Annotated in this window: 21 protein-coding genes and 1 pseudogene; 10 read left to right on the plus strand and 12 right to left on the minus strand. The window is 59.1% G+C overall.

Translation table 11 applies throughout. The features are described from left to right. Positions 1 to 24 precede the first annotated feature (24 nt). The 8 genes from AC6CIA_RS17890 to AC6CIA_RS17925 form a co-directional block, all read right to left on the minus strand. Positions 25 to 561: a phage tail-collar fiber domain-containing protein gene (locus AC6CIA_RS17890; protein WP_498313847.1), complete on the minus strand. Its 537-nt coding sequence runs from the start codon at positions 559 to 561 to the stop codon at positions 25 to 27. Next, a complete protein-coding gene (locus tag AC6CIA_RS17895; protein WP_498313849.1) occupies positions 558 to 1,196 on the minus strand; it encodes a phage tail protein I in 639 nt (212 codons plus the stop codon). Before AC6CIA_RS17895 ends, AC6CIA_RS17890 begins: the two co-directional genes overlap by 4 nt. Then, a complete protein-coding gene (locus AC6CIA_RS17900) occupies positions 1,193 to 2,188 on the minus strand; it encodes a baseplate J/gp47 family protein (protein WP_498313851.1) in 996 nt (331 codons plus the stop codon). The genes AC6CIA_RS17895 and AC6CIA_RS17900 overlap by 4 nt, the downstream gene beginning before the upstream one ends. After that, a complete protein-coding gene (locus AC6CIA_RS17905; protein ID WP_084381354.1) occupies positions 2,185 to 2,517 on the minus strand; it encodes a phage baseplate protein in 333 nt (110 codons plus the stop codon). The genes AC6CIA_RS17900 and AC6CIA_RS17905 overlap by 4 nt, the downstream gene beginning before the upstream one ends. Positions 2,518 to 2,526: 9 nt before the next feature. Next, positions 2,527 to 3,138 carry a phage baseplate assembly protein V gene (locus AC6CIA_RS17910; protein WP_498313852.1) on the minus strand — a complete coding sequence of 204 codons (612 nt, stop codon included), beginning with the start codon at positions 3,136 to 3,138 and terminating at the stop codon, positions 2,527 to 2,529. Positions 3,139 to 3,141: 3 nt separating this feature from the next. Next, a complete protein-coding gene (locus tag AC6CIA_RS17915) occupies positions 3,142 to 3,654 on the minus strand; it encodes a hypothetical protein (protein WP_498313854.1) in 513 nt (170 codons plus the stop codon). Between the two features lie 21 nt (positions 3,655 to 3,675). After that, a complete protein-coding gene (locus tag AC6CIA_RS17920) occupies positions 3,676 to 4,020 on the minus strand; it encodes a phage holin family protein (RefSeq protein ID WP_339532109.1) in 345 nt (114 codons plus the stop codon). A 598-nt stretch (positions 4,021 to 4,618) separates the two neighbouring features. Further along, positions 4,619 to 5,347 (minus strand): LexA family transcriptional regulator, encoded by a 729-nt coding sequence (locus AC6CIA_RS17925; RefSeq protein WP_339532108.1) that lies wholly within the window; start codon positions 5,345 to 5,347, stop codon positions 4,619 to 4,621. A 368-nt stretch (positions 5,348 to 5,715) separates the two neighbouring features. Between AC6CIA_RS17925 and mutS the strand changes: the two genes are divergently transcribed. Then, the gene (mutS, locus tag AC6CIA_RS17930; RefSeq protein WP_498313857.1) at positions 5,716 to 8,307 is read left to right on the plus strand and encodes a DNA mismatch repair protein MutS; all 2,592 of its coding nucleotides are present in this window, start codon (positions 5,716 to 5,718) and stop codon (positions 8,305 to 8,307) included. Positions 8,308 to 8,449: 142 nt separating this feature from the next. Beyond that, positions 8,450 to 8,773, plus strand: coding sequence for a ferredoxin FdxA (gene fdxA / locus AC6CIA_RS17935; protein ID WP_003222178.1), 324 nt, complete (start codon positions 8,450 to 8,452; stop codon positions 8,771 to 8,773). A gap of 490 nt (positions 8,774 to 9,263) precedes the next feature. Here fdxA and apbC read toward each other — a convergent pair whose 3' ends face one another. Then, on the minus strand, positions 9,264 to 10,358 hold the full coding sequence (gene apbC / locus AC6CIA_RS17940) for an iron-sulfur cluster carrier protein ApbC (protein WP_498313858.1): 1,095 nt from the start codon (positions 10,356 to 10,358) through the stop codon (positions 9,264 to 9,266). Between the two features lie 168 nt (positions 10,359 to 10,526). On the opposite strand from apbC, the gene metG reads away from it, so the two are divergent. The 8 genes and pseudogenes from metG to AC6CIA_RS17980 all read left to right on the plus strand — a co-directional run bounded on the left by metG (position 10,527) and on the right by AC6CIA_RS17980 (position 17,291). Then, a complete protein-coding gene (gene metG / locus AC6CIA_RS17945) occupies positions 10,527 to 12,578 on the plus strand; it encodes a methionine--tRNA ligase (protein ID WP_498313860.1) in 2,052 nt (683 codons plus the stop codon). Positions 12,579 to 12,689: 111 nt separating this feature from the next. After that, positions 12,690 to 13,253, plus strand: a complete 564-nt coding sequence (locus tag AC6CIA_RS17950; RefSeq protein WP_498313862.1) for an Rnf-Nqr domain containing protein — start codon at positions 12,690 to 12,692, stop codon at positions 13,251 to 13,253. Continuing rightward, positions 13,250 to 14,257: an electron transport complex subunit RsxB gene (gene rsxB, locus AC6CIA_RS17955; RefSeq protein ID WP_498313864.1), complete on the plus strand. Its 1,008-nt coding sequence runs from the start codon at positions 13,250 to 13,252 to the stop codon at positions 14,255 to 14,257. The genes AC6CIA_RS17950 and rsxB overlap by 4 nt, the downstream gene beginning before the upstream one ends. Further along, the gene (locus tag AC6CIA_RS17960; RefSeq protein WP_498313866.1) at positions 14,244 to 15,227 is read left to right on the plus strand and encodes an RnfABCDGE type electron transport complex subunit D; all 984 of its coding nucleotides are present in this window, start codon (positions 14,244 to 14,246) and stop codon (positions 15,225 to 15,227) included. Before rsxB ends, AC6CIA_RS17960 begins: the two co-directional genes overlap by 14 nt. Continuing rightward, on the plus strand, positions 15,224 to 15,835 hold the full coding sequence (locus AC6CIA_RS17965) for an RnfABCDGE type electron transport complex subunit G (protein WP_498313868.1): 612 nt from the start codon (positions 15,224 to 15,226) through the stop codon (positions 15,833 to 15,835). Before AC6CIA_RS17960 ends, AC6CIA_RS17965 begins: the two co-directional genes overlap by 4 nt. Further along, a pseudogene (locus AC6CIA_RS17970) lies at positions 15,828 to 16,139 on the plus strand (Rnf-Nqr domain containing protein); the annotation flags it as partial. The gene AC6CIA_RS17965 and the pseudogene AC6CIA_RS17970, both read left to right, overlap by 8 nt. A 217-nt stretch (positions 16,140 to 16,356) precedes the next feature. After that, on the plus strand, positions 16,357 to 16,995 hold the full coding sequence (gene nth, locus AC6CIA_RS17975) for an endonuclease III (RefSeq protein ID WP_084381368.1): 639 nt from the start codon (positions 16,357 to 16,359) through the stop codon (positions 16,993 to 16,995). A gap of 107 nt (positions 16,996 to 17,102) precedes the next feature. After that, positions 17,103 to 17,291, plus strand: a complete 189-nt coding sequence (locus tag AC6CIA_RS17980; protein ID WP_339532099.1) for a PA3496 family putative envelope integrity protein — start codon at positions 17,103 to 17,105, stop codon at positions 17,289 to 17,291. An 82-nt stretch (positions 17,292 to 17,373) separates the two neighbouring features. On the opposite strand, the gene AC6CIA_RS17985 is transcribed toward AC6CIA_RS17980, so the two are convergent. The 3 genes from AC6CIA_RS17985 to AC6CIA_RS17995 form a co-directional block, all read right to left on the minus strand. Next, positions 17,374 to 18,006, minus strand: a complete 633-nt coding sequence (locus tag AC6CIA_RS17985; protein WP_339532098.1) for a response regulator — start codon at positions 18,004 to 18,006, stop codon at positions 17,374 to 17,376. A gap of 595 nt (positions 18,007 to 18,601) precedes the next feature. Beyond that, positions 18,602 to 19,819, minus strand: a complete 1,218-nt coding sequence (locus tag AC6CIA_RS17990; RefSeq protein ID WP_498313870.1) for an argininosuccinate synthase — start codon at positions 19,817 to 19,819, stop codon at positions 18,602 to 18,604. 129 nt (positions 19,820 to 19,948) lie between these two features. Further along, positions 19,949 to 20,857, minus strand: a complete 909-nt coding sequence (locus tag AC6CIA_RS17995) for a flagellar protein MotY (protein ID WP_498313872.1) — start codon at positions 20,855 to 20,857, stop codon at positions 19,949 to 19,951. Between the last annotated feature and the right edge of the window lie 22 nt (positions 20,858 to 20,879).

Genomic DNA, 20,879 nt, shown 5'->3' on the forward strand with positions numbered 1-20,879 from the left:
CCTGTCCCAACATCGGCAAATTGATTATGTAGCCTTTGCCTCCAACGCCATCACACGAAACATAACGCCTAGACCTCGGGTCATGTGGTCAATGCTGGCAGCCGAGAGCGCTGCCAACTCCTCCGTCAACAACACATTCAAATTCTCATTCCCCACCACAATCGTCACGCTATCCGCCGGCAACGGCGAAACATCCAGCGTGAACTTTTGCAGCACCCGAGCCGCCGCCGCTTTATACGTCAGCAACTTCCCTGCAACGGAATACACCGCCAACAAGGTCCCGCTGGCGAGATAGAAACCAAACTCGCCAATTTCATATTCCCCTTCGCCATCAAACAGCGCGGCCATCCTGAGTTGTCGGTTACCCAAGTCCTCGTAATCCACAATGGCTACCCGCTGGCGCTCGTTGCGCAGGGCGGTTTCGGTGCCGGAGGGGGTGTAGCGACCGGTGCCGGCGCCGATGTGGGTGATTTCGCCTTTCAAGCCTTGGTTCTTTGCCTGTAGCACTTCATCCAAACCCTTGGAGGTGAAGCGCACCAGGCGCGTGATGTCATCTGTCATGGCTGCGCCCTGAGGTCGTAGTCGTTAATGGTGTAGTACTGGGCCACGCCAGCACTGTTAAGCCGAGCACCCAGCACCCGTTCAGGCAGCGCGCCCCCCAGCGATAGTTCGCCCTCGCACAACGGGGCATGCACCGCACTGCTCAGGGAAAGACCCCCTGCCAACGGATAAACGATGGTGATGGTGGCCTGATCCCGCTCGCTCTTGGCGGCGTTGATGCGGCGGATCAAACGGTTGTGGTCACCGCTGGACCAACTGGCGCCGACGATTGCCTGCACGTCGAAGGTGTAAGGCTGGGCCTGCGGTCGTTGCTGATACCAGGCCAGGATGTTGGGGGTGAACCCCAGGGATTCGACGGCATGGCTCAACGCCTTGGGTGTGCCAGCCTGACGCTGGATCTGCCAGGACAATGCCACCGTGAGGCGCTTTTCGGCCTCGCTGGCGTCGGCGTTCCATTCGCTGACACCACGGTCGGCCGCCAGGTAAGGCAGGAACTCCAGCGGTGTCCGCAACGGATTCATCAACCCCGGAAAGGGTGGAGCGACCCGGTCGAGCAAGCGCCCCAGCCCCAGATCCAGTGCCTTTTCCAGCGGCGAACTGTTGGCCGGCAACAGGCTCGGTGCATAGCTACTCATAGCGTGCGCACCTCGACCTCGACGCCCGTGCAATACGGGGCCTGGAAGGCCGTGGTGATAATCGGCTCCAGCGGTTCAAGAATCTCCAGTTGCACGGCGCCAGCAGTATGGATGGTGTAGTCGATCCAGCTTGGATCCACGCGCCCTTCGAGACGATGACAAGACTCGGCATAGGTTTGCAGCAGTTGCTGGGCCGCCACCTGGGTCAACCCGGAATCCGGGCCGGCGTTGATCTTGGCCACCACGCGAATCTTGTAAGGCAGGATTTGCGCCCCCTGCACGCTCACTCGATCGGTTTCCGGTCGTACGTCCGGCCGTGCGAAATGTCGACGCACACCGTCAAGCAACGCCGTCGAGGGCTGCCCGTTGCCTTCCCGGGATAACACCGTGACCATCACTTCACCGGGCGCGGTGCGGCGGCCGTTGCCATCCTTGACCTGCGCCGCGTAACCATCCGGGTCGAAGGTATAGCTGACGGTCACGACACCTGGCGCCGCACTTTGCACCTTCACCACGGGTCGCTCGCCGAGGGTGAACACTTCCCGCCGATACTGCATCCGCGAACCCGCCGCCGGCGCGTGGGGCGCCAGGTAATAGCGCAAGCGTGCGTCATCGTCACTTTCCAGGATCGGTGGCACGGGCGGAAACGCTGCTGGATCTCCGGGATCCAGCACCTGGCGCTCCAGGCCCATGTCGGCCAGGCGCGCGTCGAGGTTACTGCCGGTGGCCCACCAGGCCAGCATCTGCTGGATGCGGGCGTTGTACTTGCGTTCATGGGTTTGCAGCCGAACGCAAAAAGCCTCCAGGGCCAGCGTCAGCAATTCGCTCTGGTTTTCCAGGCTGACCTTGAGTTTTGCTGCATTGTGCGGCGAACGCTCGGCGACGTAACCCACGACGAATGCCTTGAACTCAGCCAGTAACGGCTCGAATTCGTCGACGGCAACCATCGCCGGAGGAGCCAACTGATTCTGCCCCGGTATCAACATGCTCATGTCACCACCTCGAAGGATTGCTTGCGGTTTTTCCAGGTGCCGGCGAAACGCAACAGCAAACCGGCACCCTGGCGATTGGCGACAATGACCTCAGGAGCAAAATCAGCAATGCCATTGTGGGGGTTGTAGAACGCCTGGGCGGCGTGGCTTTGGGCGAGGATCAACAGATCATCTCCCAGGTTCTGTCCAAGCAATTGCGGGACCATCGAGCCGTAAAGCGGACGCTTTTGCCGGGTGCCCAATGGCGTGGTCAGCGCCCGGGTAGCGCGCTGGACGAATTGCAGCCAATCGTCCACCGCGACCCCGGTATTTCTGTCAATTCCGATCATGGCAAATCCTTATGCCGTGCTGATGACTCGGCCCTGGTGATCCACCACCGGGCCACTCAAATGAACCCCAGAAGCGTTCAGCAGCATGCCGACTGCGCCGACGTGCAGGCTGATGGTCTCGGGAGTCACGGTAAAACTGGCGGCGCCCAGGCTCAATACCACCTGTTCGCGCGAGCCGGTGAAAGCCGTGGGACCGTTAATCCAGTTAAGGACGTGGCCGGCGGCGTCGTAGTCGCTTTGTGTACCGTCCGAATGCCGTCGACGGGTCAGCGTCGCGACGCTGGACAGCGGCGGAAAACGATCACTGTTCAGGCCGAACAGCGCCACCGACTGCGCTCCACCCTCGCCGCCGCCATAGTTGAGCAACAGACATTGTTCACCGACCGTGGGGATGCGTGTTTCGGTTTGCGCCCCAGCGCTGGGATTGAAAAAACGAATGGCCGGGGTGAGCAGCTCGCCGTGGCTGACCTTGCAAGTATTGCTGGCCGCATCGACTTCCTGGCACACGCCGATCCGACAAAAACTCTCGGCGCGCCGGTACAGGTCTTCAAGCTGAGTTTCCATTTGCGCCAGACGCTCGATGATGGGCGTCAATTGCAGGCGTAATAACGCGTCAAACATGGGCTACCCCTGCAATGGCTGGTATTGATCGGGATCGTCGATATCCGAAACGTCCCACGTCCAGGCAAAAAGCGGCGTGCCTGTGGGGTCGTCGAGCAGCGGTGGGCCGAGATACAGGGTCTGGGTGAAAGAAACGGTCCAGGCGTCATAATCGGTTTCAGCTCCCGCCAACGTCGACGGCACGGCGACAATACCCATCGGCACGTCGCACTGGACCGATGGCAGGTTCCACCGGTTATCCAGTACCAGGTCCATCAGCCGGCTCGCCAGATCACAGGCTTCAAAGGGCGGCGCCCCGCGGGCCACCACGACCTTGAGCGAGACCGACAACTCATGGGCTTTGCGCCCTTCAAGGGAGCGCACAGCCGGGCCATTGCGCTCGAGCGTGATCAACACGCCGGTTTTATCTGTCGTCAGGAAGTCCTGCGGACTGCCCACCCGCAGATCGGGGAACGCGGCGCGCAGCGTTTCGCCGACGGCAATCGGCAGCTGTGAAGGTTTTTCAATCAGTGTCATGGTGTGGCTTCCTTGCAACTGTCACGGCTGGTCCGGGCGGGAACCTGGCGGCTCATTCACCCCGATCCGCTTCGCCGCCCAACGTTCATAAAGGCCAATGGCGACGTCGGCGCCGGCCATCGCGGTCAAGCAACCGAGGGCGCCGGCGGTCCAGATCGACATGCCGGCGGCGTACAGCAACATCAGTGCCGACACCCCGCACACCATGCACGCCCCGGAACGCAAGGCCAGCCGCCGCACCAGTGACCAACCGCGAGCGCCCTCCTTGTCGGCTCGCCACATTTCGCCTGAAACCCCGCCGATCAGGGCCAATATAATGACCAGCCAGATAGGCATTTCCGCTAACGCTTGCTGCTCGTCTGTCATGTCACGCCTCCTGGAATGAGTAAAACCGGCACGTCGCCGGTGTTTTGATGAATGGGTGGATGGTTTAGCGGTAAGCATTCCAAAAAGCCCGGTTGCCCAGGCTTTTCAGTAATGCAGTCCTCGATCTTTCGGCGCTACTGGCGCGGTACGGATCTTTCCTAGATGTTTTTCCGACCACGATCCCTGTCCGCCGGATAACTGCTTTTGGTGCTTTACGCTGCACACCCGGGTCAGTTGCCAACCCTCTGAACCGTCAAGGCCGGTTCATCGCTGCCTGTGGTAAAACCGTGAAACTAAAGAGCGTCGGCGTCCTGCCGGTGTTGCCTGGCATCCTTGCCACCGCTCGGTGGCGTCCATGCCGGTATTGCGTGACATCCTTGTCTTTCCTGGCGGCATCCTTGCCGCCTCCACCAGCGTTTCCGGCTGGCTTGAGACACAGAATATGCATGTATGCATATACAGTCAATGCATAAATGCATTTATTTTTAGCAGTGCAATGCACGAACGCATAAAGGCGGTGTCGGTCAGTCACTTATCGGGTTTCTTACAGGCGAAAAAAAGCCCGCGTAGCAGCGGGCTGGTTTCTTACAGACTGCGGTTACCGGGCGTACATGCCCCACCAGAAAACGTGACCGAGGATGCTGATCTGCTCTTCCTGGATTTCCTGGAAGCTGTAGTCCTCATCCGGGTGTTCATCGCGATTAAAACTGCGCAGACGAATGCCCGTAGGCAGGCGATAGAGCTGTTTGACCCGCAATTGACCGTTGTGATTGATGGCATACAGGTCACCATCGACAATGTCACCAATTCCGCTCTTGCCAGCATTGACGCCCACCGTCGCACCATCACGCAGCACTGGCAGCATGCTGTTGCCACGTACCGTTACGCATTTGGCCTGGTCGAATTGCACACCATTGTGACGCAGGCTGCGCTTGCCGAAACGCAAGCTGGCCTTCTCGCTTTCCTCGATGACGAATCTTCCTGATCCAGCAGCCAATTCAACCTCGCGCAGAAAGGGGATCGAGACCTCGTCATCATTGACGGGGGTATCGTCGTCCCACAGGCTTATGTCCTTGAGTTCCGAATGCATCGGATCACGCTCATCCTGCCACACTGCGGCCGCGCGCCCGCGCAATTGGTCGGTGCTGACGCGAAAGTAATCGGCAATGCGCGAGATATGCTTGTCCGACGGATCAACGATCTTGCCGCTGAGGATCCGGGACAGAGTGGATTGAGGCACACCGGTGCGGCGATGCAGCTCCGTGGGGGAGATTGCGTCGCGATCCAGCAGCTCTCTTAATACGATAGAAACGTTGCGTTTTTGCATAGCGCGGATATTGAGGCCAGTTTTAATCGATGGCAAATGCTATTTTGCATATTTCATGCATAAAAACCGTTTTTACGCTTGGCCGTCTACGCGCTGCGAAGCACTGACCTTGCGTGTTAACCTTGCGTCCATCGCAAAAAATGCTGGGCCAAGCGCCAAATGCCGGTCAGTTAAAGGAACGCCGACTACTGTAGGAGCGAGCTTGCTCGCGAAAAACATCAACGATAACGCGTGCATTCTGGGTAAACGCGATGCCTTGGCGTTCTTCGCGAGCGAGCTCGCTCCTACAGAAAAAGGCTTAACTGATCGGCATTAGGGCCAAGTGCCCCCTTTGCCCCATCACTTTCAACGAATCCGCTAAGTATCTGATGAGTAAAAACACTTCCGATCTGTCCTCCCACACCCCGATGATGCAACAGTACTGGCGCCTGAAAAACCAGCACCCGGACCAGTTGATGTTCTATCGCATGGGCGACTTCTACGAGATCTTCTATGAGGACGCGAAGAAGGCCGCCAAGTTGCTGGACATCACCCTGACCGCGCGTGGGCAGTCGGCCGGGCAGTCGATCCCGATGTGCGGGATTCCCTACCACTCGCTGGAAGGTTATCTGGTCAAGCTGGTGAAGCTGGGCGAGTCGGTGGTGATCTGCGAACAGGTCGGCGATCCGGCGACCAGCAAGGGACCGGTGGAACGCCAGGTGGTGCGCATCATTACGCCGGGCACGGTGAGTGACGAGGCGTTGCTGGATGAACGTCGTGACAACCTGATCGCCGCGGTGCTGGGGGATGAGCGCCTGTTTGGCCTGGCGGTGCTGGATATCACCAGCGGCAACTTCAGCGTGCAGGAAATCAAGGGCTGGGAAAACCTGCTGGCGGAATTGGAGCGCATCAATCCGGTGGAGCTGATGATCCCGGATGACTGGCCCAAGGACCTGCCGGCGGAAAAACGCCGTGGGACCAAGCGTCGTGCTCCGTGGGATTTCGAGCGCGATTCAGCGCTGAAAAGCCTGTGCCAGCAATTCTCGGTGCAAGACCTCAAGGGCTTCGGCTGTGAAACACTGACCCTGGCGATCGGCGCTGCCGGTTGCCTGCTCAGTTATGCCAAGGAAACCCAGCGCACCGCCCTGCCGCACTTGCGCAGCCTGCGCCATGAACGCCTGGACGACACCGTGGTGCTGGACGGCGCCAGCCGTCGCAACCTGGAGCTGGACACCAACCTCGCCGGCGGCCGCGATAACACCCTGCAATCGGTGGTCGATCGCTGCCAGACCGCGATGGGCAGCCGCTTGCTGACCCGCTGGTTGAACCGCCCGCTGCGGGATCTGACGGTGCTGCAAGCGCGTCAGTCGTCCATTACCTGCCTGCTGGATGGTTATCGCTTTGAAAAGCTGCAGCCGCAGCTCAAGGAAATCGGTGACATCGAGCGCATCCTGGCGCGGATCGGCCTGCGTAACGCGCGCCCCCGTGACTTGGCGCGGCTGCGTGATGCCCTCGGAGCCCTGCCGCAATTGCAAATAGCGATGAGCGAACTGGACACGCCGCACCTGCAGCAGCTGGCCGTCACCACCGGCACCTACCCGGACCTCGCGGCCCTGCTGGAAAAAGCCATCATCGACAACCCGCCGGCGATCATCCGTGATGGCGGCGTATTGAAGACCGGCTACGACAGCGAACTGGATGAGCTGCAATCGCTGAGCGAAAACGCCGGGCAGTTCCTGATTGACCTGGAAGCTCGCGAGAAAGCCCGCACCGGCCTGGCCAACCTGAAGGTCGGTTATAACCGCGTCCACGGCTACTTTATTGAGTTGCCAAGCAAACAGGCCGAGCAGGCGCCGATCGATTACCAGCGACGTCAGACGCTTAAAGGTGCCGAGCGTTTTATTACGCCGGAGTTGAAAGAATTCGAAGACAAGGCGCTGTCGGCCAAAAGTCGCGCCCTCGCGCGCGAAAAGATGCTCTATGAAGCCTTGCTCGAAGACTTGATCAGCCGCCTCGCGCCGCTGCAAGACACCGCCGCCGCCTTGGCCGAACTGGATGTGTTGAGCAACCTCGCCGAACGTGCGCTGAACCTGGACCTGAACTGCCCGCGTTTTGTCAGCGAGCCGTGCATGCGTATCGTCCAGGGCCGCCATCCGGTGGTGGAGCAGGTGCTGACCACGCCATTCGTGGCCAACGACCTGTCGCTGGACGACGATACCCGCATGCTGGTAATTACCGGTCCAAACATGGGCGGTAAATCCACCTACATGCGCCAGACCGCCTTGATCGTGCTGCTGGCGCACATCGGCAGCTTCGTGCCGGCAGCCAGTTGCGAACTGTCGCTGGTGGACCGCATCTTCACCCGTATCGGTTCCAGCGATGACCTGGCCGGTGGCCGTTCGACCTTTATGGTGGAAATGAGCGAAACCGCCAATATCCTGCACAACGCCACCGAACGCAGCCTGGTACTGATGGATGAAGTCGGCCGCGGCACCAGCACCTTCGACGGCCTGTCCCTGGCCTGGGCGGCGGCCGAGCGCCTGGCTCAACTGCGGGCCTATACATTGTTCGCCACCCACTACTTCGAACTGACGGTGTTGCCGGAAAACGAACCGCTGGTGGCCAACGTGCATCTCAATGCCACCGAGCACAACGAGCGCATCGTGTTCCTGCACCACGTGCTACCGGGCCCGGCCAGCCAGAGCTATGGCTTGGCCGTGGCCCAACTGGCCGGAGTCCCGACACCTGTCATCAGCCGCGCGCGCGAACACCTGAGCCGCCTGGAAACCACCGCGCTGCCTCACGAGTCGGTGGTCGCCAGCCCAGCCAAAGCCACCAGCAAACCGGGCGTGCCGCAGCAAAGCGATATGTTCGCCAGCCTGCCGCATCCGGTGCTGGATGAGTTGGCAAAGCTTGACCTGGACGACTTGACTCCGCGAAAAGCGTTGGAATTGCTATATGCACTGAAGACACGGGTCTAACGCAGACGCTTGCAAGCTGATATTATCTCGCGCGGTTTGGGATGCTGCGGGCTTTTAGCCTGGTTCGCAGACTATCGCTCCCGAACCTCGCGAGCCCTGCCATAAGGGGTTTCGCTGCCGCCGCCTGAGGAGAGAATTAGAAATGACCTTCGTCGTCACCGACAACTGCATCAAGTGCAAGTACACCGACTGCGTAGAAGTGTGTCCGGTGGACTGCTTTTACGAAGGCCCGAATTTCCTGGTCATCCACCCGGACGAGTGCATTGACTGCGCCCTGTGTGAGCCAGAATGCCCGGCCGTTGCGATTTTCTCCGAAGATGAAGTACCGGAGGATATGCAGGAGTTTATTCAGTTGAACGTCGAACTGGCGGAAATCTGGCCGAATATCACCGAGAAGAAAGAATCGCTGCCTGACGCAGAAGAGTGGGATGGCGTGAAAGGCAAGATCAAAGACCTCGAACGCTGATTGCGTCGCTGTTCTTCAAAGGCCCCTTGCGGGCCTTTTTGCGTTTAGGGCTTTCTACTTTTCTACAGGCAAAAAAAAGGGGCGGTTTGACCCGCCCACATTTTTTCCCTAGTCCCTGTGTTCCTTTTCATCATCCTGATGAATCGCATCCTGCGAGGTTCCCTGAATCATCGTTCCTTGATGACTGTGTCAATCCGTGGACACAGGACTGATGTTAGAGACTTCCCGATTAAGTTCAAACGGAACCCATCGCAATCACTGACTGCTGACCCACTTGAAACAGAATAAATAGATGTTGTTTTTCAATGAGATAGAAACTTCAGCTGACCCATCGAGACGTGCCGGGAGGGCAAATAGACCGAACGCTTACGAAAAAGTAAGCGAATGCTTACACCAGCAACCGGGTAAAAGCGTAATCGGCACCGTCCAGGAACTGCGCCACACAAGAAAAAGCCCCGACAAGGTCGAGGCTTGTTTACTTTCAGTCCGATCAGTCGTCGCTGACAGTAATGGTCGGCATTGCCTGTGAACCCGCTTCCTGCAGGACAATTCGCGCGCCCACATGACGGGCCAGTTCCTGATAGACCATGGCGATCTGGCCGTCGGGCTCGGCAATCACGGTTGGCTTGCCGCCGTCGGCCTGTTCACGAATGCCCATCGACAGCGGCAACGACGCCAGCAGTTCGACGCCATATTGCGTGGCCAACTTCTCACCGCCGCCCTCACCGAACAAATGCTCGGCATGACCACAGTTGGAACAGATGTGCACCGCCATGTTTTCCACGACACCCAGCACGGGGATGCTGACTTTACGGAACATTTCCACACCTTTGCGGGCATCCAGCAGCGCCAGGTCCTGCGGCGTGGTCACGATGACCGAACCCGCGACCGGGACCTTTTGCGCCAGGGTCAGTTGGATATCGCCAGTGCCCGGCGGCATGTCGATCACCAGGTAGTCCAGATTGCCCCAGTCGGTCTGCGTGACCAGTTGCAGCAAGGCGCCGGAGACCATCGGCCCGCGCCAGACCATCGGCGTGTTCTCGTCGGTCAGAAACGCCATGGACATCACTTCCACACCATGAGCCTCGATCGGCACGAACCATTTCTGGTCCTTGATTTTGGGGCGGGTGCCTTCGGCAATGCCGAACATCACGCCTTGGCTGGGACCATAGATGTCGGCGTCGAGAATCCCGACCCGCGCGCCTTCGCGGGCGAGGGCCAGCGCCAGGTTGGCTGCTGTCGTGGACTTGCCCACGCCGCCCTTGCCCGACGCCACGGCTACCACGTTCTTGACGTTGGCCATGCCCGGAATCTGCGCCTGCGCCTTGTGTGGCGCAATCACACACTGGATATCGACCTGCGCGGCGCTGACACCGTCCAGGCCTTCAATCGCCATTTGCAGCATCTGCGCCCAGCCACTTTTGAACAGTCCCGCGGCGTAACCCAACTCAAGCTGGACCGTGACCTGATCGCCCCGTACGTCAATGGCCCGGACACAGCCGGCGCTGACCGGGTCCTGGTTCAGATAGGGGTCGGTGTACTGGCGAAGGACGGCTTCCACCGCTGCACGATTAACGGCGCTCATGGGCTACTCCCGAAAAGACAGACTAAAACAGGCGGCTATCCTAACCGTTCCGGCGGCGAAGGGCATGTTTCGCGACGTTGGAAAACGCTGAAACAGCCGCACGGGGTGAAATATATTTCCCGGCGCTTTATAGTGGCCGACCTCCGTTTCATCAAGTAGCCGAGCCCCATGTCCGAGCCACGCAAGATCCTCGTCACCAGCGCCCTGCCCTATGCCAATGGTTCGATCCACCTTGGCCATATGCTTGAGTACATCCAGACTGATATGTGGGTGCGCTTCCAGAAGCATCGCGGCAATCAATGCATTTATGTCTGCGCGGACGACGCCCACGGTTCGGCCATCATGTTGCGCGCCGAAAAGGAAGGCATCACCCCGGAACAACTGATCGCCAACGTGCAGGCTGAACACAGCGCCGACTTTACCGAGTTCCTGGTCGACTTCGACAACTTCCACTCGACCCACTCCGAAGAAAACCGCGAGCTGTCGAGCCAGATCTACCTGAAGCTGCGTGACGCCGGGCACATAGCCACGCGCTCGATCACCCAGTATTTCGACCCGGAAAAGAAAATGTTCCTGGCCGACCGCTTCATCAAGGGCACCTGCCCGAAATGCGGTACGGCAGACCAGTACGGCGATAACTGCGAAAAATGCGGCGCGACGTATGCGCCTACCGATCTGAAGGACCCGAAGTCGGCCATCTCTGGCGCCACTCCGGTGCTCAAGGATTCCCAGCACTTCTTCTTCAAGCTCCCGGATTTCCAGCAGATGCTGCAGACCTGGACCCGCAGCGGCACCCTGCAAGACGCCGTGGCGAACAAGCTCGCCGAGTGGCTGGACGCCGGCCTGCAACAGTGGGACATCTCCCGGGATGCGCCGTACTTCGGCTTCGAAATCCCCGATGAGCCGGGCAAGTATTTCTACGTATGGCTGGACGCGCCGATTGGCTACATGGCGAGCTTCAAGAACCTCTGCGCCCGCACGCCTGAGCTGGATTTCGACGCGTTCTGGGGCAAGGACTCCACGGCCGAGCTGTACCACTTCATAGGCAAGGACATCGTCAACTTCCACGCGCTGTTCTGGCCTGCGATGCTCGAAGGTTCGGGCTACCGCAAGCCGACCGGCATCAATGTGCACGGTTATCTGACGGTCAACGGCCAGAAGATGTCCAAATCCCGTGGCACCTTTATCAAGGCGCGCACCTACCTGGATCACCTGTCACCGGAATACCTGCGTTATTACTACGCCTCCAAGCTGGGCCGTGGGGTCGACGACCTGGACCTGAACCTGGAAGACTTCGTACAGAAGGTCAACTCCGACCTGGTCGGCAAAGTCGTCAATATCGCCAGCCGCTGCGCCGGTTTTATCCACAAGGGCAACGCCGGCATCATGGTCCCGGTGAATGCCGCGCCAGAGCTGACCGAGGCCTTCCTGGCTGCCGCGCCAAGCATCGCCGACGCGTATGAAGCCCGCGATTTCGCCCGCGCCATGCGCGAGATCATGGGCCTGGCCGACCGCGCCAATGCCTGGATCGCCGACAAGGCGCCGTGGTCGCTGAACAAACTCGAAGGCAAGCAGGATGAAGTCCAGGCGATCTGCGCCACCGGCATCAACCTGTTCCGCCAACTGGTGATTTTCCTCAAGCCGGTCCTGCCGTTGCTGGCGGCCGATGCCGAGGCGTTTCTGAATGTCGCGCCGTTGACCTGGAACGACCACGCCCGCCTGCTGAGCAACCATCAGCTCAACGCCTTCAAACCGCTGATGACCCGCATTGATCCAGTAAAAGTCCAGGCCATGACCGACGCGTCGAAAGAAGACCTCGCCGCCAGCCAGACCGACACCGGTGAAACAGCACCCGCGGGCAATGGCGAACTGACCAAGGATCCGCTGTCCCCGGAAATCGAGTTTGACGCGTTCGCCGCCGTCGACTTGCGCGTCGCGCTGATCCTCAAGGCCGAAGCGGTTGAAGGGGCTGACAAGCTGTTGCGCCTGACCCTGGACATCGGTGACGAGCAACGCAACGTGTTCTCCGGAATCAAGAGCGCCTACCCGGACCCGGCCAAGCTGGAAGGCCGTCTGACCATGATGATTGCCAACCTCAAGCCACGGAAGATGCGCTTCGGCATCTCCGAAGGCATGGTGATGGCCGCGGGCCCCGGCGGTGAGGAAATCTACCTGCTGAGCCCCGACAGCGGCGCCAAGCCTGGCCAGCGCATCAAGTAACACTGAAACCGCCCGATAGTCACGACAATGGCTCGCTATCGGGCGGTTTCAGGTAGTGCCCTCCCCGTGCTTGCCGGATAATCAGGCCCTGTTCGCTTAACCGGCCCGACCATGACCGATATGCTTGTCCCTCTTGCCAGCGCCGCCCTGATCAGCCACTTCGTGTTGCGCATGCCGCTGCCCGACGATCAGTTTCCGGAGCGTCGACGGGTGCATGCCCTGGGACTCGCAACCCTGTTGCTGATGGTACTCAGTGGCGTATCGGGCTACCTGCTGCATCACTATTTGCTGCTACCGTCGGCGCTGGTTTCGCTGCGACTGTTTATGTGGCTGGCGATGACCGCGTGGCTGATTCAACCGTTGCTGCGCGTCCTGTCGAGGTGGGCACCACGGCTACCGTTCGACGGACTATGGCCGCTGCTACTGGGCAACGCCGGTGTACTCGGGGTAGTGCTGGCGGATGCCCGGAACGATCAGGGCCTGGTCGACATGGCACTCCTGAGCCTGGGAACCGGCCTCGGTTTCTGGCTGGCGCTCGGTCTGTTCAGCGATCTGTGCCAACGTGTCGCCGGTAACGCTATTCCCCAGCCCTTCAAAGGCCTGCCGCTGGAACTGATCGGTGCCGGGTTGATGAGCGTGGCTTTCCTGGGTTTCAACGCAATGATCAAACCATGAGCCTGATTCAACGTATCGACGCTTTGCTGCCACAAACCCAATGCGGCAAATGTGGGCATCCTGGCTGCAAGCCCTATGCTGAAGGGATCGCCCAAGGCGAAGCCATCAACAAGTGTCCACCGGGCGGTCAAGAGACCCTCGCCGGCCTGGCACAGCTGTTGAACGTGGCGCCAGTGGAGCTGGATACCTCACGGGGCGAAGCGCCGGCGCAAGTGGCGTTTATCCGTGAAGCCGAATGCATCGGTTGCACCAAGTGCATCCAGGCCTGCCCGGTGGATGCGATCCTCGGCGCGGCCAAGCTGATGCACACGGTGATCGTTGATGAATGCACCGGTTGCGACCTGTGTGTCGCGCCTTGCCCGGTGGACTGCATTGAGATGCACCCCCTGTCACCGGGCAAGACGCTGCCAATTGTCGGTGGCCTGGCCACCAGCGCCCAGGAGCACCAAGCCCGCGCGACCAAGCGCGAGCGTGCCCGACGTCGTTTCGAACAGCGCAATGCGCGCCTGCAGCGTGAGGAAGCGCTCCGGCTTGCCGAACGCCTGGCTCGCACCCAGCGCGCCACGCCCAGTGAGGAAATGCAGAGCAATCCGCTGCAGGCAGCGATTGAACGCGTCCGCGCACAAAAAACCGCAGACATGGACGCTGCGCTGAAAAAGGCCAAGATCACCCTCGCGATGAGCCGGGCCCAACTCAATAAATCCCTGAAAGCCTTTGGCCATCCGCCGACCTTTGAACAGCAGTCGCAGTTGATTCTTCTGCAGCAGCAGTTTGAAGCGGCCGAGCAGGCGCTGGCTTTGCTCGAAGCGAACAACCCTGTCGTAGCGCCCCCCACGCCGGATCAGGATCCCGATCTCAAGCGTGCAAAAATCCAGCTGGCGATGCACCGCGCCGCACTGAGCAAACTGCAGCGTCAGCCGGGCACCAGCGAAACCGAGTTGACCGCCGCCCGACACCGGCTCGATGACGCTCAACGTCTGGTGGATAAGCATGTCAACACTTGAGACCGTCGACCATCAGCAACAGGCAATGAAACGCGTGCTGCTGGCGACAGTTCCCGGGGTGGTGGTGCTGTTCTGGTTTTACGGTTGGGGCGTGTTGATCAATCTGATCCTGGCAGGCGCTTGCGCATGGATCGTGGAAGCCAGCATTTGTCATCTACGCAGGCACCAGCTGGGTTTGCCGCCCGGTGATATCAGCGGCTTGGTCAGCGCAACCTTGCTGGCCTTGGCCCTGCCACCTTACTGCCCGTGGTGGATAGGTGTGGCCGCCGTCGCCAGTGCATTGCTGCTGGGGAAACACCTGTATGGCGGCAACCGGAATCCGTTTAACCCGGCCATGCTCGGCTATGCACTGATGCTGGTGCTCTTCCCGCAACCGATGACGCACTGGCCTGCTCCCCATGGCATGGACCTGTTGGCGGGTCTGCAACAGGTGTTGGGCATACCGGGCAACGCACCTGATGCCTGGTCCCAGGCCACGGCCCTCGATACGTTGCGAATCAATAAGAGCCTGACCATCGACGAACTGTTTGCCAATAGCCCGGCTTTCGGCCACATCGCCGGCAAAGGCAGCGAATGGGTCAATCTGGCGTTTCTCGCCGGCGGTGTCTTTTTGCTTCAACAACGGGTTTTCAGTTGGCACGCGCCGGTGGGCATGCTCGCCAGCCTGTTCGTCATCAGCCTGGTGTGCTGGAACGGCTCCGGATCGGATTCCCATGGCGCCCCGCTGTTTCATCTGCTGACCGGCGCAACCATGCTCGGGGCATTTTTTATTGTGACCGAGCCGGTATCCGGAGCTAAAAGCCCACGTGCGCGTTTGTTGTTTGGTATCGGCGTGGGGTTGCTCACCTACCTGATCCGCACATGCGGCAGTTACGCCGATGGCGTGGCGTTTGCGGTATTGATGATGAACCTGGCGGTGCCCGCGCTTGAACGCCTGGCAGCACCCAAGCCACAGGCGGTGGATGGATGAAGCCCACACGAGAAATAGTCATCGTGATGCTGGTGGCTATCGCCGGCGCTGGCCTGACCGTGACCCTGCAGCAACTGACCACCCAGCCCATTGCCGCCCAACAGCGCGATCTGCAACACCGCAGGTTGCTGGATGTCTTGCCGCTGGCTGGCTACGACAATCAGCCGTTGGCGCATCCGCTGCTCGCGAGTCCGGTAGCGCTGAACAACAGTCGACTGCTCAATGGCTATCTCGCGACGCTGTCAGGGCAGCCAAGCGCCGTGGTCCTGCACTCACAAACCATCGGTTACAACGACAGTATTGAATTGTTGATCGCAATCGCCAGCAATGGAAAATTACTGGGGGTAAAAACCCTCAAGCAATCGGAAACACCTGGTCTGGGCGGGCACATTGCCGAACCCGGTCATCCCTGGCTTGCCGCCTTCAAGGGATTGGCGCCAAACACTCCGCAAGAGCGGGCCTGGGCCCTGAGAAAAGACGGAGGACAATTCGATCAAATGGCCGGCGCCACTGTCACTTCGCGCGCCGTGCTCAACGCAATCCATGACGCCCTGCGCTATTTTGACGAGCACCGTCAGCACTTGCTGGAGCGGCCCGCCGATGAGTAAGTCCGTCTGGCCGGTAGGTGCGTTGATACTGCCAGCGGTGCTTGGCGTCAGTGACACCTGGGTGAAAGCCTTGGTTTTCTGGATGGTCTCGACAGTGATTGTGACGATCTACAGTGTGAGCATGCAGCTGATTCGTCATCACCTCAGTGGCCACCGTTTGCGTATGGCGAGCGTGTTGCTGGCGGCGACCTGGATCAGTTGCGGCGACTTGGCGGTACAGGTCGTGGCGCTGGAGGTGTCCGCGGACCTGAGCGCTTATCTGTTGCTGCTGGGTGTTCAATGTGTGTTGCTCGAACAGGCTGGGTTCTTCCAACCCGGCCAGGGTAAGCTGCGGTTTCGCCTGTTTGTCGTATTCAGCCTGCTGCTGTGGGCAATGACGCTGTCACGCGTCCTGATCGATAGTCACTTCGCCACATTCGCCCCGTGCGGGCTTATTCTGCTCGGCCTGCTGCTCGCCGGATGGCAGGCCTGGGCCCACCGTTCAAAACCACACTGACCGCTTGCAAGGAACCGTTCGCGCCATGAATGCCGCAAAACGCCTGGAAATTTTCCGTCGGCTGCACGAAGACAACCCGGAACCGAAAACCGAATTGGCTTACTCCTCAGCGTTCGAGCTACTGATCGCGGTGATTTTGTCCGCACAGTCGACAGACGTTGGCGTCAACAAGGCCACCGCCAAATTGTTCCCCGTGGCCAATACACCGGCAGCGATCCATGCGCTTGGGGTTGAAGGGTTGTCGCATTACATCAAGACCATTGGCCTGTACAACAGCAAGGCAAAAAACGTCATCGAGACGTGTCGCTTGCTGGTGGAGCGTCACAACGGCGAAGTACCGCAAACCCGTGAGGCACTCGAGGCCCTGCCAGGAGTCGGTCGCAAGACCGCCAATGTGGTGCTCAATACTGCGTTTCGCCAATTGACCATGGCGGTGGACACGCACATTTTCCGCGTCAGTAACCGCACCGGGCTCGCACCAGGAAAAAATGTGGTGGAGGTGGAAAAACAGCTGATGAAGTTTGTACCCAAACCTTACCTGCTCGACTCCCACCACTGGTTGATCCTGCATGGACGCTACGTATGCCAGGCTCGAAAGCCCCGCTGCGGCAGCTGCCGGATCGAAGATTTGTGCGAATACAAGGAAAAGACGTCCGACGATTGAGCAACCATGGGTTTTATGGATCAGTCGATTGAAAAAATCTTTTTTACCCGGCCGACGTTTGTCGATATAAGGAGCGCCAATGGCAGTCTTAGCCTGGAGTTAACCTTATGAGCACTGGCAAAGAACAACTGGATGTGGATGTAGAGGATGACTTTGTTGCCACGGACTCGGATGAGGCGACTGAAGCGCCTGTAGAAGTGGCCAAGACCAATTTGAGCAAACGCCGCACAATCGACAACCTTCTGGAAGAGCGACGCTTGCAAAAACAGTTGGCCGATTACGACTTCGACCTTTAATCCAGCGGGTCACATCCACAAGCCTCCGCCGGGAGGCTTTTTGTGTGCGGACGTCGACGGCGCCCGACACTGCACCTGACGTTTATACCAGACCGTTACGTTGCGCGAGTTCTATTAAATCCACCAGCGATCGAGCATTGAGCTTGAGCAGCAAGCGAGTCTTGTAGGTACTCACGGTTTTGTTGCTAAGGAACATGCCATCGGCAATCTCCTTGTTGGTTTTCCCGCGCGCCAGTTGCTGCAATACCATCATCTCCCGGCCCGAGAGCCGCTCGACCATGTCCGCTTCACTGGCATTCCCTTGCGTGGACCGCACCGAATTGAGCGCCTGGTTGGGGAAGTAGCTGTAGCCAGACAGCACTGCCTTTATCGCACTGAGCAACTCGGTAAGGTCCTGTTGCTTGCACACGTAGCCCGCCGCCCCCGCCTGCATGCAGCGCATGGAAAAGTGGCCAGGAGCCTGGGACGTCAGCACCAGCACTTTGAAGGGTTGCGCCTGTTTGGTTGACGATAGCCGGCAAATAACTTCCAGGCCATCGAGCTTAGGAATTCCAATATCCAGAATGACAATGTCCGGCATGTGCTCCCGAGCGAGTTGCAATGCATCGACACCGTTATCGGTCTCCGCAACAACCTCGTATCCATGACGCTCCATTAGCATCCGTACAGCAAGGCGAATGACGGGATGATCATCCACGATCAGCACTTTATTCATGGGCAAGTCCAATTTCGCTGTTCGAATTATTCAGAGCCCGCACAATAGCCTAGTCGTTTCCTTCTTGGCATAGCACTCCCCCCCAAGTAACAGCAAGCAGAGACCGTCCCCACAAAGCTATGGGAATTAACCTACAAAAAAACGCCTGTAAGGACGTGTCATATTCCATTCGAGCTTTCAGAACTTTCCGCAGGCAAACATATTTCGAATGAAAATAGCCATACTCCGTGGCCAATATAAACGCGCCGCACACGGGTTTCAGGAAATGTCCCTTGCAAACGTTAAACCTGACGCTATCCACGTGCAGAAAGGTCCTTGGAGAAAAGTTCCCAGGCACATCTTGCAGTCAGGCGCCGACTTGGCTGACAAACACGTTATAACCTACAGGTTTTTTTGAATTTTATAGCCACTCAAATAGAAAGCACTTGCCAAACTAAAAAATAGCACAGCAAAAATAGATATATCGTACACGGCCAACTTCTGCCGAATATTCGGCAGCATCTTAAACAGTTATAAACATATGCTTACAGCTTTTCCGGACATAAAAAAATGGCCCCTCGTTAGAGGAGCCATTTTTTATGATCGTTCTAACAGTTTAGAACAACTTGCGACCCTTGTTGGCCGCGATGCGCATGCGCAGCGCATTGAGCTTGATGAAGCCTGCGGCGTCTTCCTGATTGTAAGCGCCGCCATCTTCTTCAAAGGTGGCAATATTGGCGTCGAACAGCGACTCATCGGACTTGCGCCCGGTGACGATCACATTGCCCTTGTACAGCTTCAGGCGCACCACGCCGTTCACGTGGGCCTGGGAGGCGTCGATCATCTGCTGCAACATCAGACGCTCCGGGCTCCACCAGTAGCCGGTGTAGATCAGGCTGGCGTACTTGGGCATCAGTTCGTCTTTGAGGTGAGCGACTTCACGGTCCAGGGTGATGGACTCGATAGCGCGGTGGGCGCGCAGCATGATGGTACCGCCCGGAGTCTCGTAGCAGCCACGGGACTTCATGCCCACGTAACGGTTCTCGACGATATCCAGACGACCGATGCCGTGCTCGCCGCCGATACGGTTCAGCGTCGCCAGTACGGTGGCCGGGGTCATTTCGACGCCGTCCAACGCGACGATATCGCCGTTACGGTAGGTCAGTTCCAGATATTGCGGCTTGTCCGGCGCGTTCTCTGGAGAGACGGTCCAGCGCCACATGTCTTCTTCGTGTTCGGTCCAGGTGTCTTCCAGCACGCCGCCTTCATAGGAGATGTGCAGCAAGTTGGCATCCATCGAGTACGGGGACTTTTTCTTGCCGTGGCGCTCGATCGGGATGGCATGCTTTTCAGCGTAATCCATCAGCTTCTCACGGGACAGCAGATCCCATTCACGCCAAGGGGCAATCACTTTCACGCCTGGCTTCAGGGCATAGGCGCCCAATTCGAAACGGACCTGGTCGTTGCCCTTGCCGGTGGCACCGTGGGAAATGGCGTCGGCGCCGGTTTCGTTGGCGATTTCGATCAGGCGCTTGGCGATCAAGGGACGTGCGATGGAGGTACCCAGCAGGTACTCGCCTTCGTAGACAGTGTTGGCGCGAAACATCGGGAAAACGAAATCGCGGACGAACTCTTCGCGCAGGTCGTCAATGTAGATCTCCTTCACGCCCATGGCTTGCGCCTTGGCACGTGCAGGTTCGACCTCTTCGCCCTGACCCAGGTCAGCGGTGAAGGTCACCACTTCACAGTTATAAGTATCCTGCAGCCACTTGAGGATCACCGAAGTGTCCAGGCCGCCGGAATACGCGAGAACGACCTTGTTTACGTCGGCCATGCCATCACTCCACGGGGTTTTACGGAAAGCCGATGATTCTACCGTTCAAAACCGTGAAATTACAGGGGCGCGACAGCAAATGAAGATAAAGCGACAGATTATGTCGGGCTCGCGACGAATGGCCGCACCTCAGGAGGTGGCGGCCGCGTTCGCCGGGGCGGTGGCCTGGGGCGCCGGTTTCTCGGGGACAGGCACCCGGTCCAGGTGAATATTCACACGCCGGTTCTTCGCCCGGTTGGCGGGGCTGGTATTTGGCACCAGCGGATAACGTTCGCCATGGAAACGCAGGACAATCTGCGACTCGGGAACACCGTTGGCCTTGAGGAAATCCATCACGGCCAGGCCACGGCGACGGGAAAGGTCGCGGTTGGCCAGGCGATTGCCGCTGTTGTCCGAGTGGCCGTCCAGTTCGATATGGTTGACGGTGGGGTCGGCCTTGATGAACTCCAGCATGACCATCAGCTTGGCCTTGGCGGCCGGGTCCAGATCGATGCCGCCACCCGGAAAGCCCACTTGGGTCTGCTTGATCTGCTCGAAGTTCATCGGCAGCAGTTTTGCCGTACACAGTTGATAGTCGTTGTAGGCCTTGTTGAACTTCACCGGCAACAGGCGGATTTCGGAATAGCCGCCATCCCGTGAATAGTGGCGCACTGTTGGGCTACGCCCCTCCAACAGACCATTGAACAAACGCCCGGCCTGGGCCTGGGAACTGTTGAACAGCACATCACCGCTGCCGGCGCGCACTGCGCCGAGATTGATATCACCGCGTCCCGGCTGCCACGGCGCCGCGGCCGCGAGTAATGTCGCGGAACCAGCGCCCAGCGAACCGTTGTAGGCTTTCAGGCGAAATGTCGCCTGCTCGCCGGCGCGGCGCAAGAACTCGCCAGAACCAAAATCGGCAATCGGCTGGCTCAAGCGGCATTCGAACTTGTCGCCTTCCACCTTCCACTCGACATTCTCCAGGCGCGTCTGGAACGTCAGGGCCATCGCGGGCAAGCTGGCGAATACGCTGAGCAGGGCTAGATAATGCTGGCGCACGGGCGGCTCCACTGGTTTCTAC

It is taken from the genome of Pseudomonas sp. GQ91 (assembly GCF_059758795.1).

Excerpts from the sequence above, each read along its gene's own strand:
- AC6CIA_RS17890 (WP_498313847.1), bottom strand. The coding sequence starts at position 561 with ATGACAGATGACATCACGCGCCTGGTGCGCTTCACCTCCAAGGGTTTG.
- AC6CIA_RS17895 (WP_498313849.1), bottom strand. The coding sequence starts at position 1,196 with ATGAGTAGCTATGCACCGAGCCTGTTGCCGGCCAACAGTTCGCCGCTG.
- AC6CIA_RS17900 (WP_498313851.1), bottom strand. The coding sequence starts at position 2,188 with ATGAGCATGTTGATACCGGGGCAGAATCAGTTGGCTCCTCCGGCGATG.
- AC6CIA_RS17905 (WP_084381354.1), bottom strand. The coding sequence starts at position 2,517 with ATGATCGGAATTGACAGAAATACCGGGGTCGCGGTGGACGATTGGCTG.
- AC6CIA_RS17910 (WP_498313852.1), bottom strand. The coding sequence starts at position 3,138 with ATGTTTGACGCGTTATTACGCCTGCAATTGACGCCCATCATCGAGCGT.
- AC6CIA_RS17915 (WP_498313854.1), bottom strand. The coding sequence starts at position 3,654 with ATGACACTGATTGAAAAACCTTCACAGCTGCCGATTGCCGTCGGCGAA.
- AC6CIA_RS17920 (WP_339532109.1), bottom strand. The coding sequence starts at position 4,020 with ATGACAGACGAGCAGCAAGCGTTAGCGGAAATGCCTATCTGGCTGGTC.
- AC6CIA_RS17925 (WP_339532108.1), bottom strand. The coding sequence starts at position 5,347 with ATGCAAAAACGCAACGTTTCTATCGTATTAAGAGAGCTGCTGGATCGC.
- mutS (WP_498313857.1), top strand. The coding sequence starts at position 5,716 with ATGAGTAAAAACACTTCCGATCTGTCCTCCCACACCCCGATGATGCAA.
- fdxA (WP_003222178.1), top strand. The coding sequence starts at position 8,450 with ATGACCTTCGTCGTCACCGACAACTGCATCAAGTGCAAGTACACCGAC.
- apbC (WP_498313858.1), bottom strand. The coding sequence starts at position 10,358 with ATGAGCGCCGTTAATCGTGCAGCGGTGGAAGCCGTCCTTCGCCAGTAC.
- metG (WP_498313860.1), top strand. The coding sequence starts at position 10,527 with ATGTCCGAGCCACGCAAGATCCTCGTCACCAGCGCCCTGCCCTATGCC.
- AC6CIA_RS17950 (WP_498313862.1), top strand. The coding sequence starts at position 12,690 with ATGACCGATATGCTTGTCCCTCTTGCCAGCGCCGCCCTGATCAGCCAC.
- rsxB (WP_498313864.1), top strand. The coding sequence starts at position 13,250 with ATGAGCCTGATTCAACGTATCGACGCTTTGCTGCCACAAACCCAATGC.
- AC6CIA_RS17960 (WP_498313866.1), top strand. The coding sequence starts at position 14,244 with ATGTCAACACTTGAGACCGTCGACCATCAGCAACAGGCAATGAAACGC.
- AC6CIA_RS17965 (WP_498313868.1), top strand. The coding sequence starts at position 15,224 with ATGAAGCCCACACGAGAAATAGTCATCGTGATGCTGGTGGCTATCGCC.
- nth (WP_084381368.1), top strand. The coding sequence starts at position 16,357 with ATGAATGCCGCAAAACGCCTGGAAATTTTCCGTCGGCTGCACGAAGAC.
- AC6CIA_RS17980 (WP_339532099.1), top strand. The coding sequence starts at position 17,103 with ATGAGCACTGGCAAAGAACAACTGGATGTGGATGTAGAGGATGACTTT.
- AC6CIA_RS17985 (WP_339532098.1), bottom strand. The coding sequence starts at position 18,006 with ATGAATAAAGTGCTGATCGTGGATGATCATCCCGTCATTCGCCTTGCT.
- AC6CIA_RS17990 (WP_498313870.1), bottom strand. The coding sequence starts at position 19,819 with ATGGCCGACGTAAACAAGGTCGTTCTCGCGTATTCCGGCGGCCTGGAC.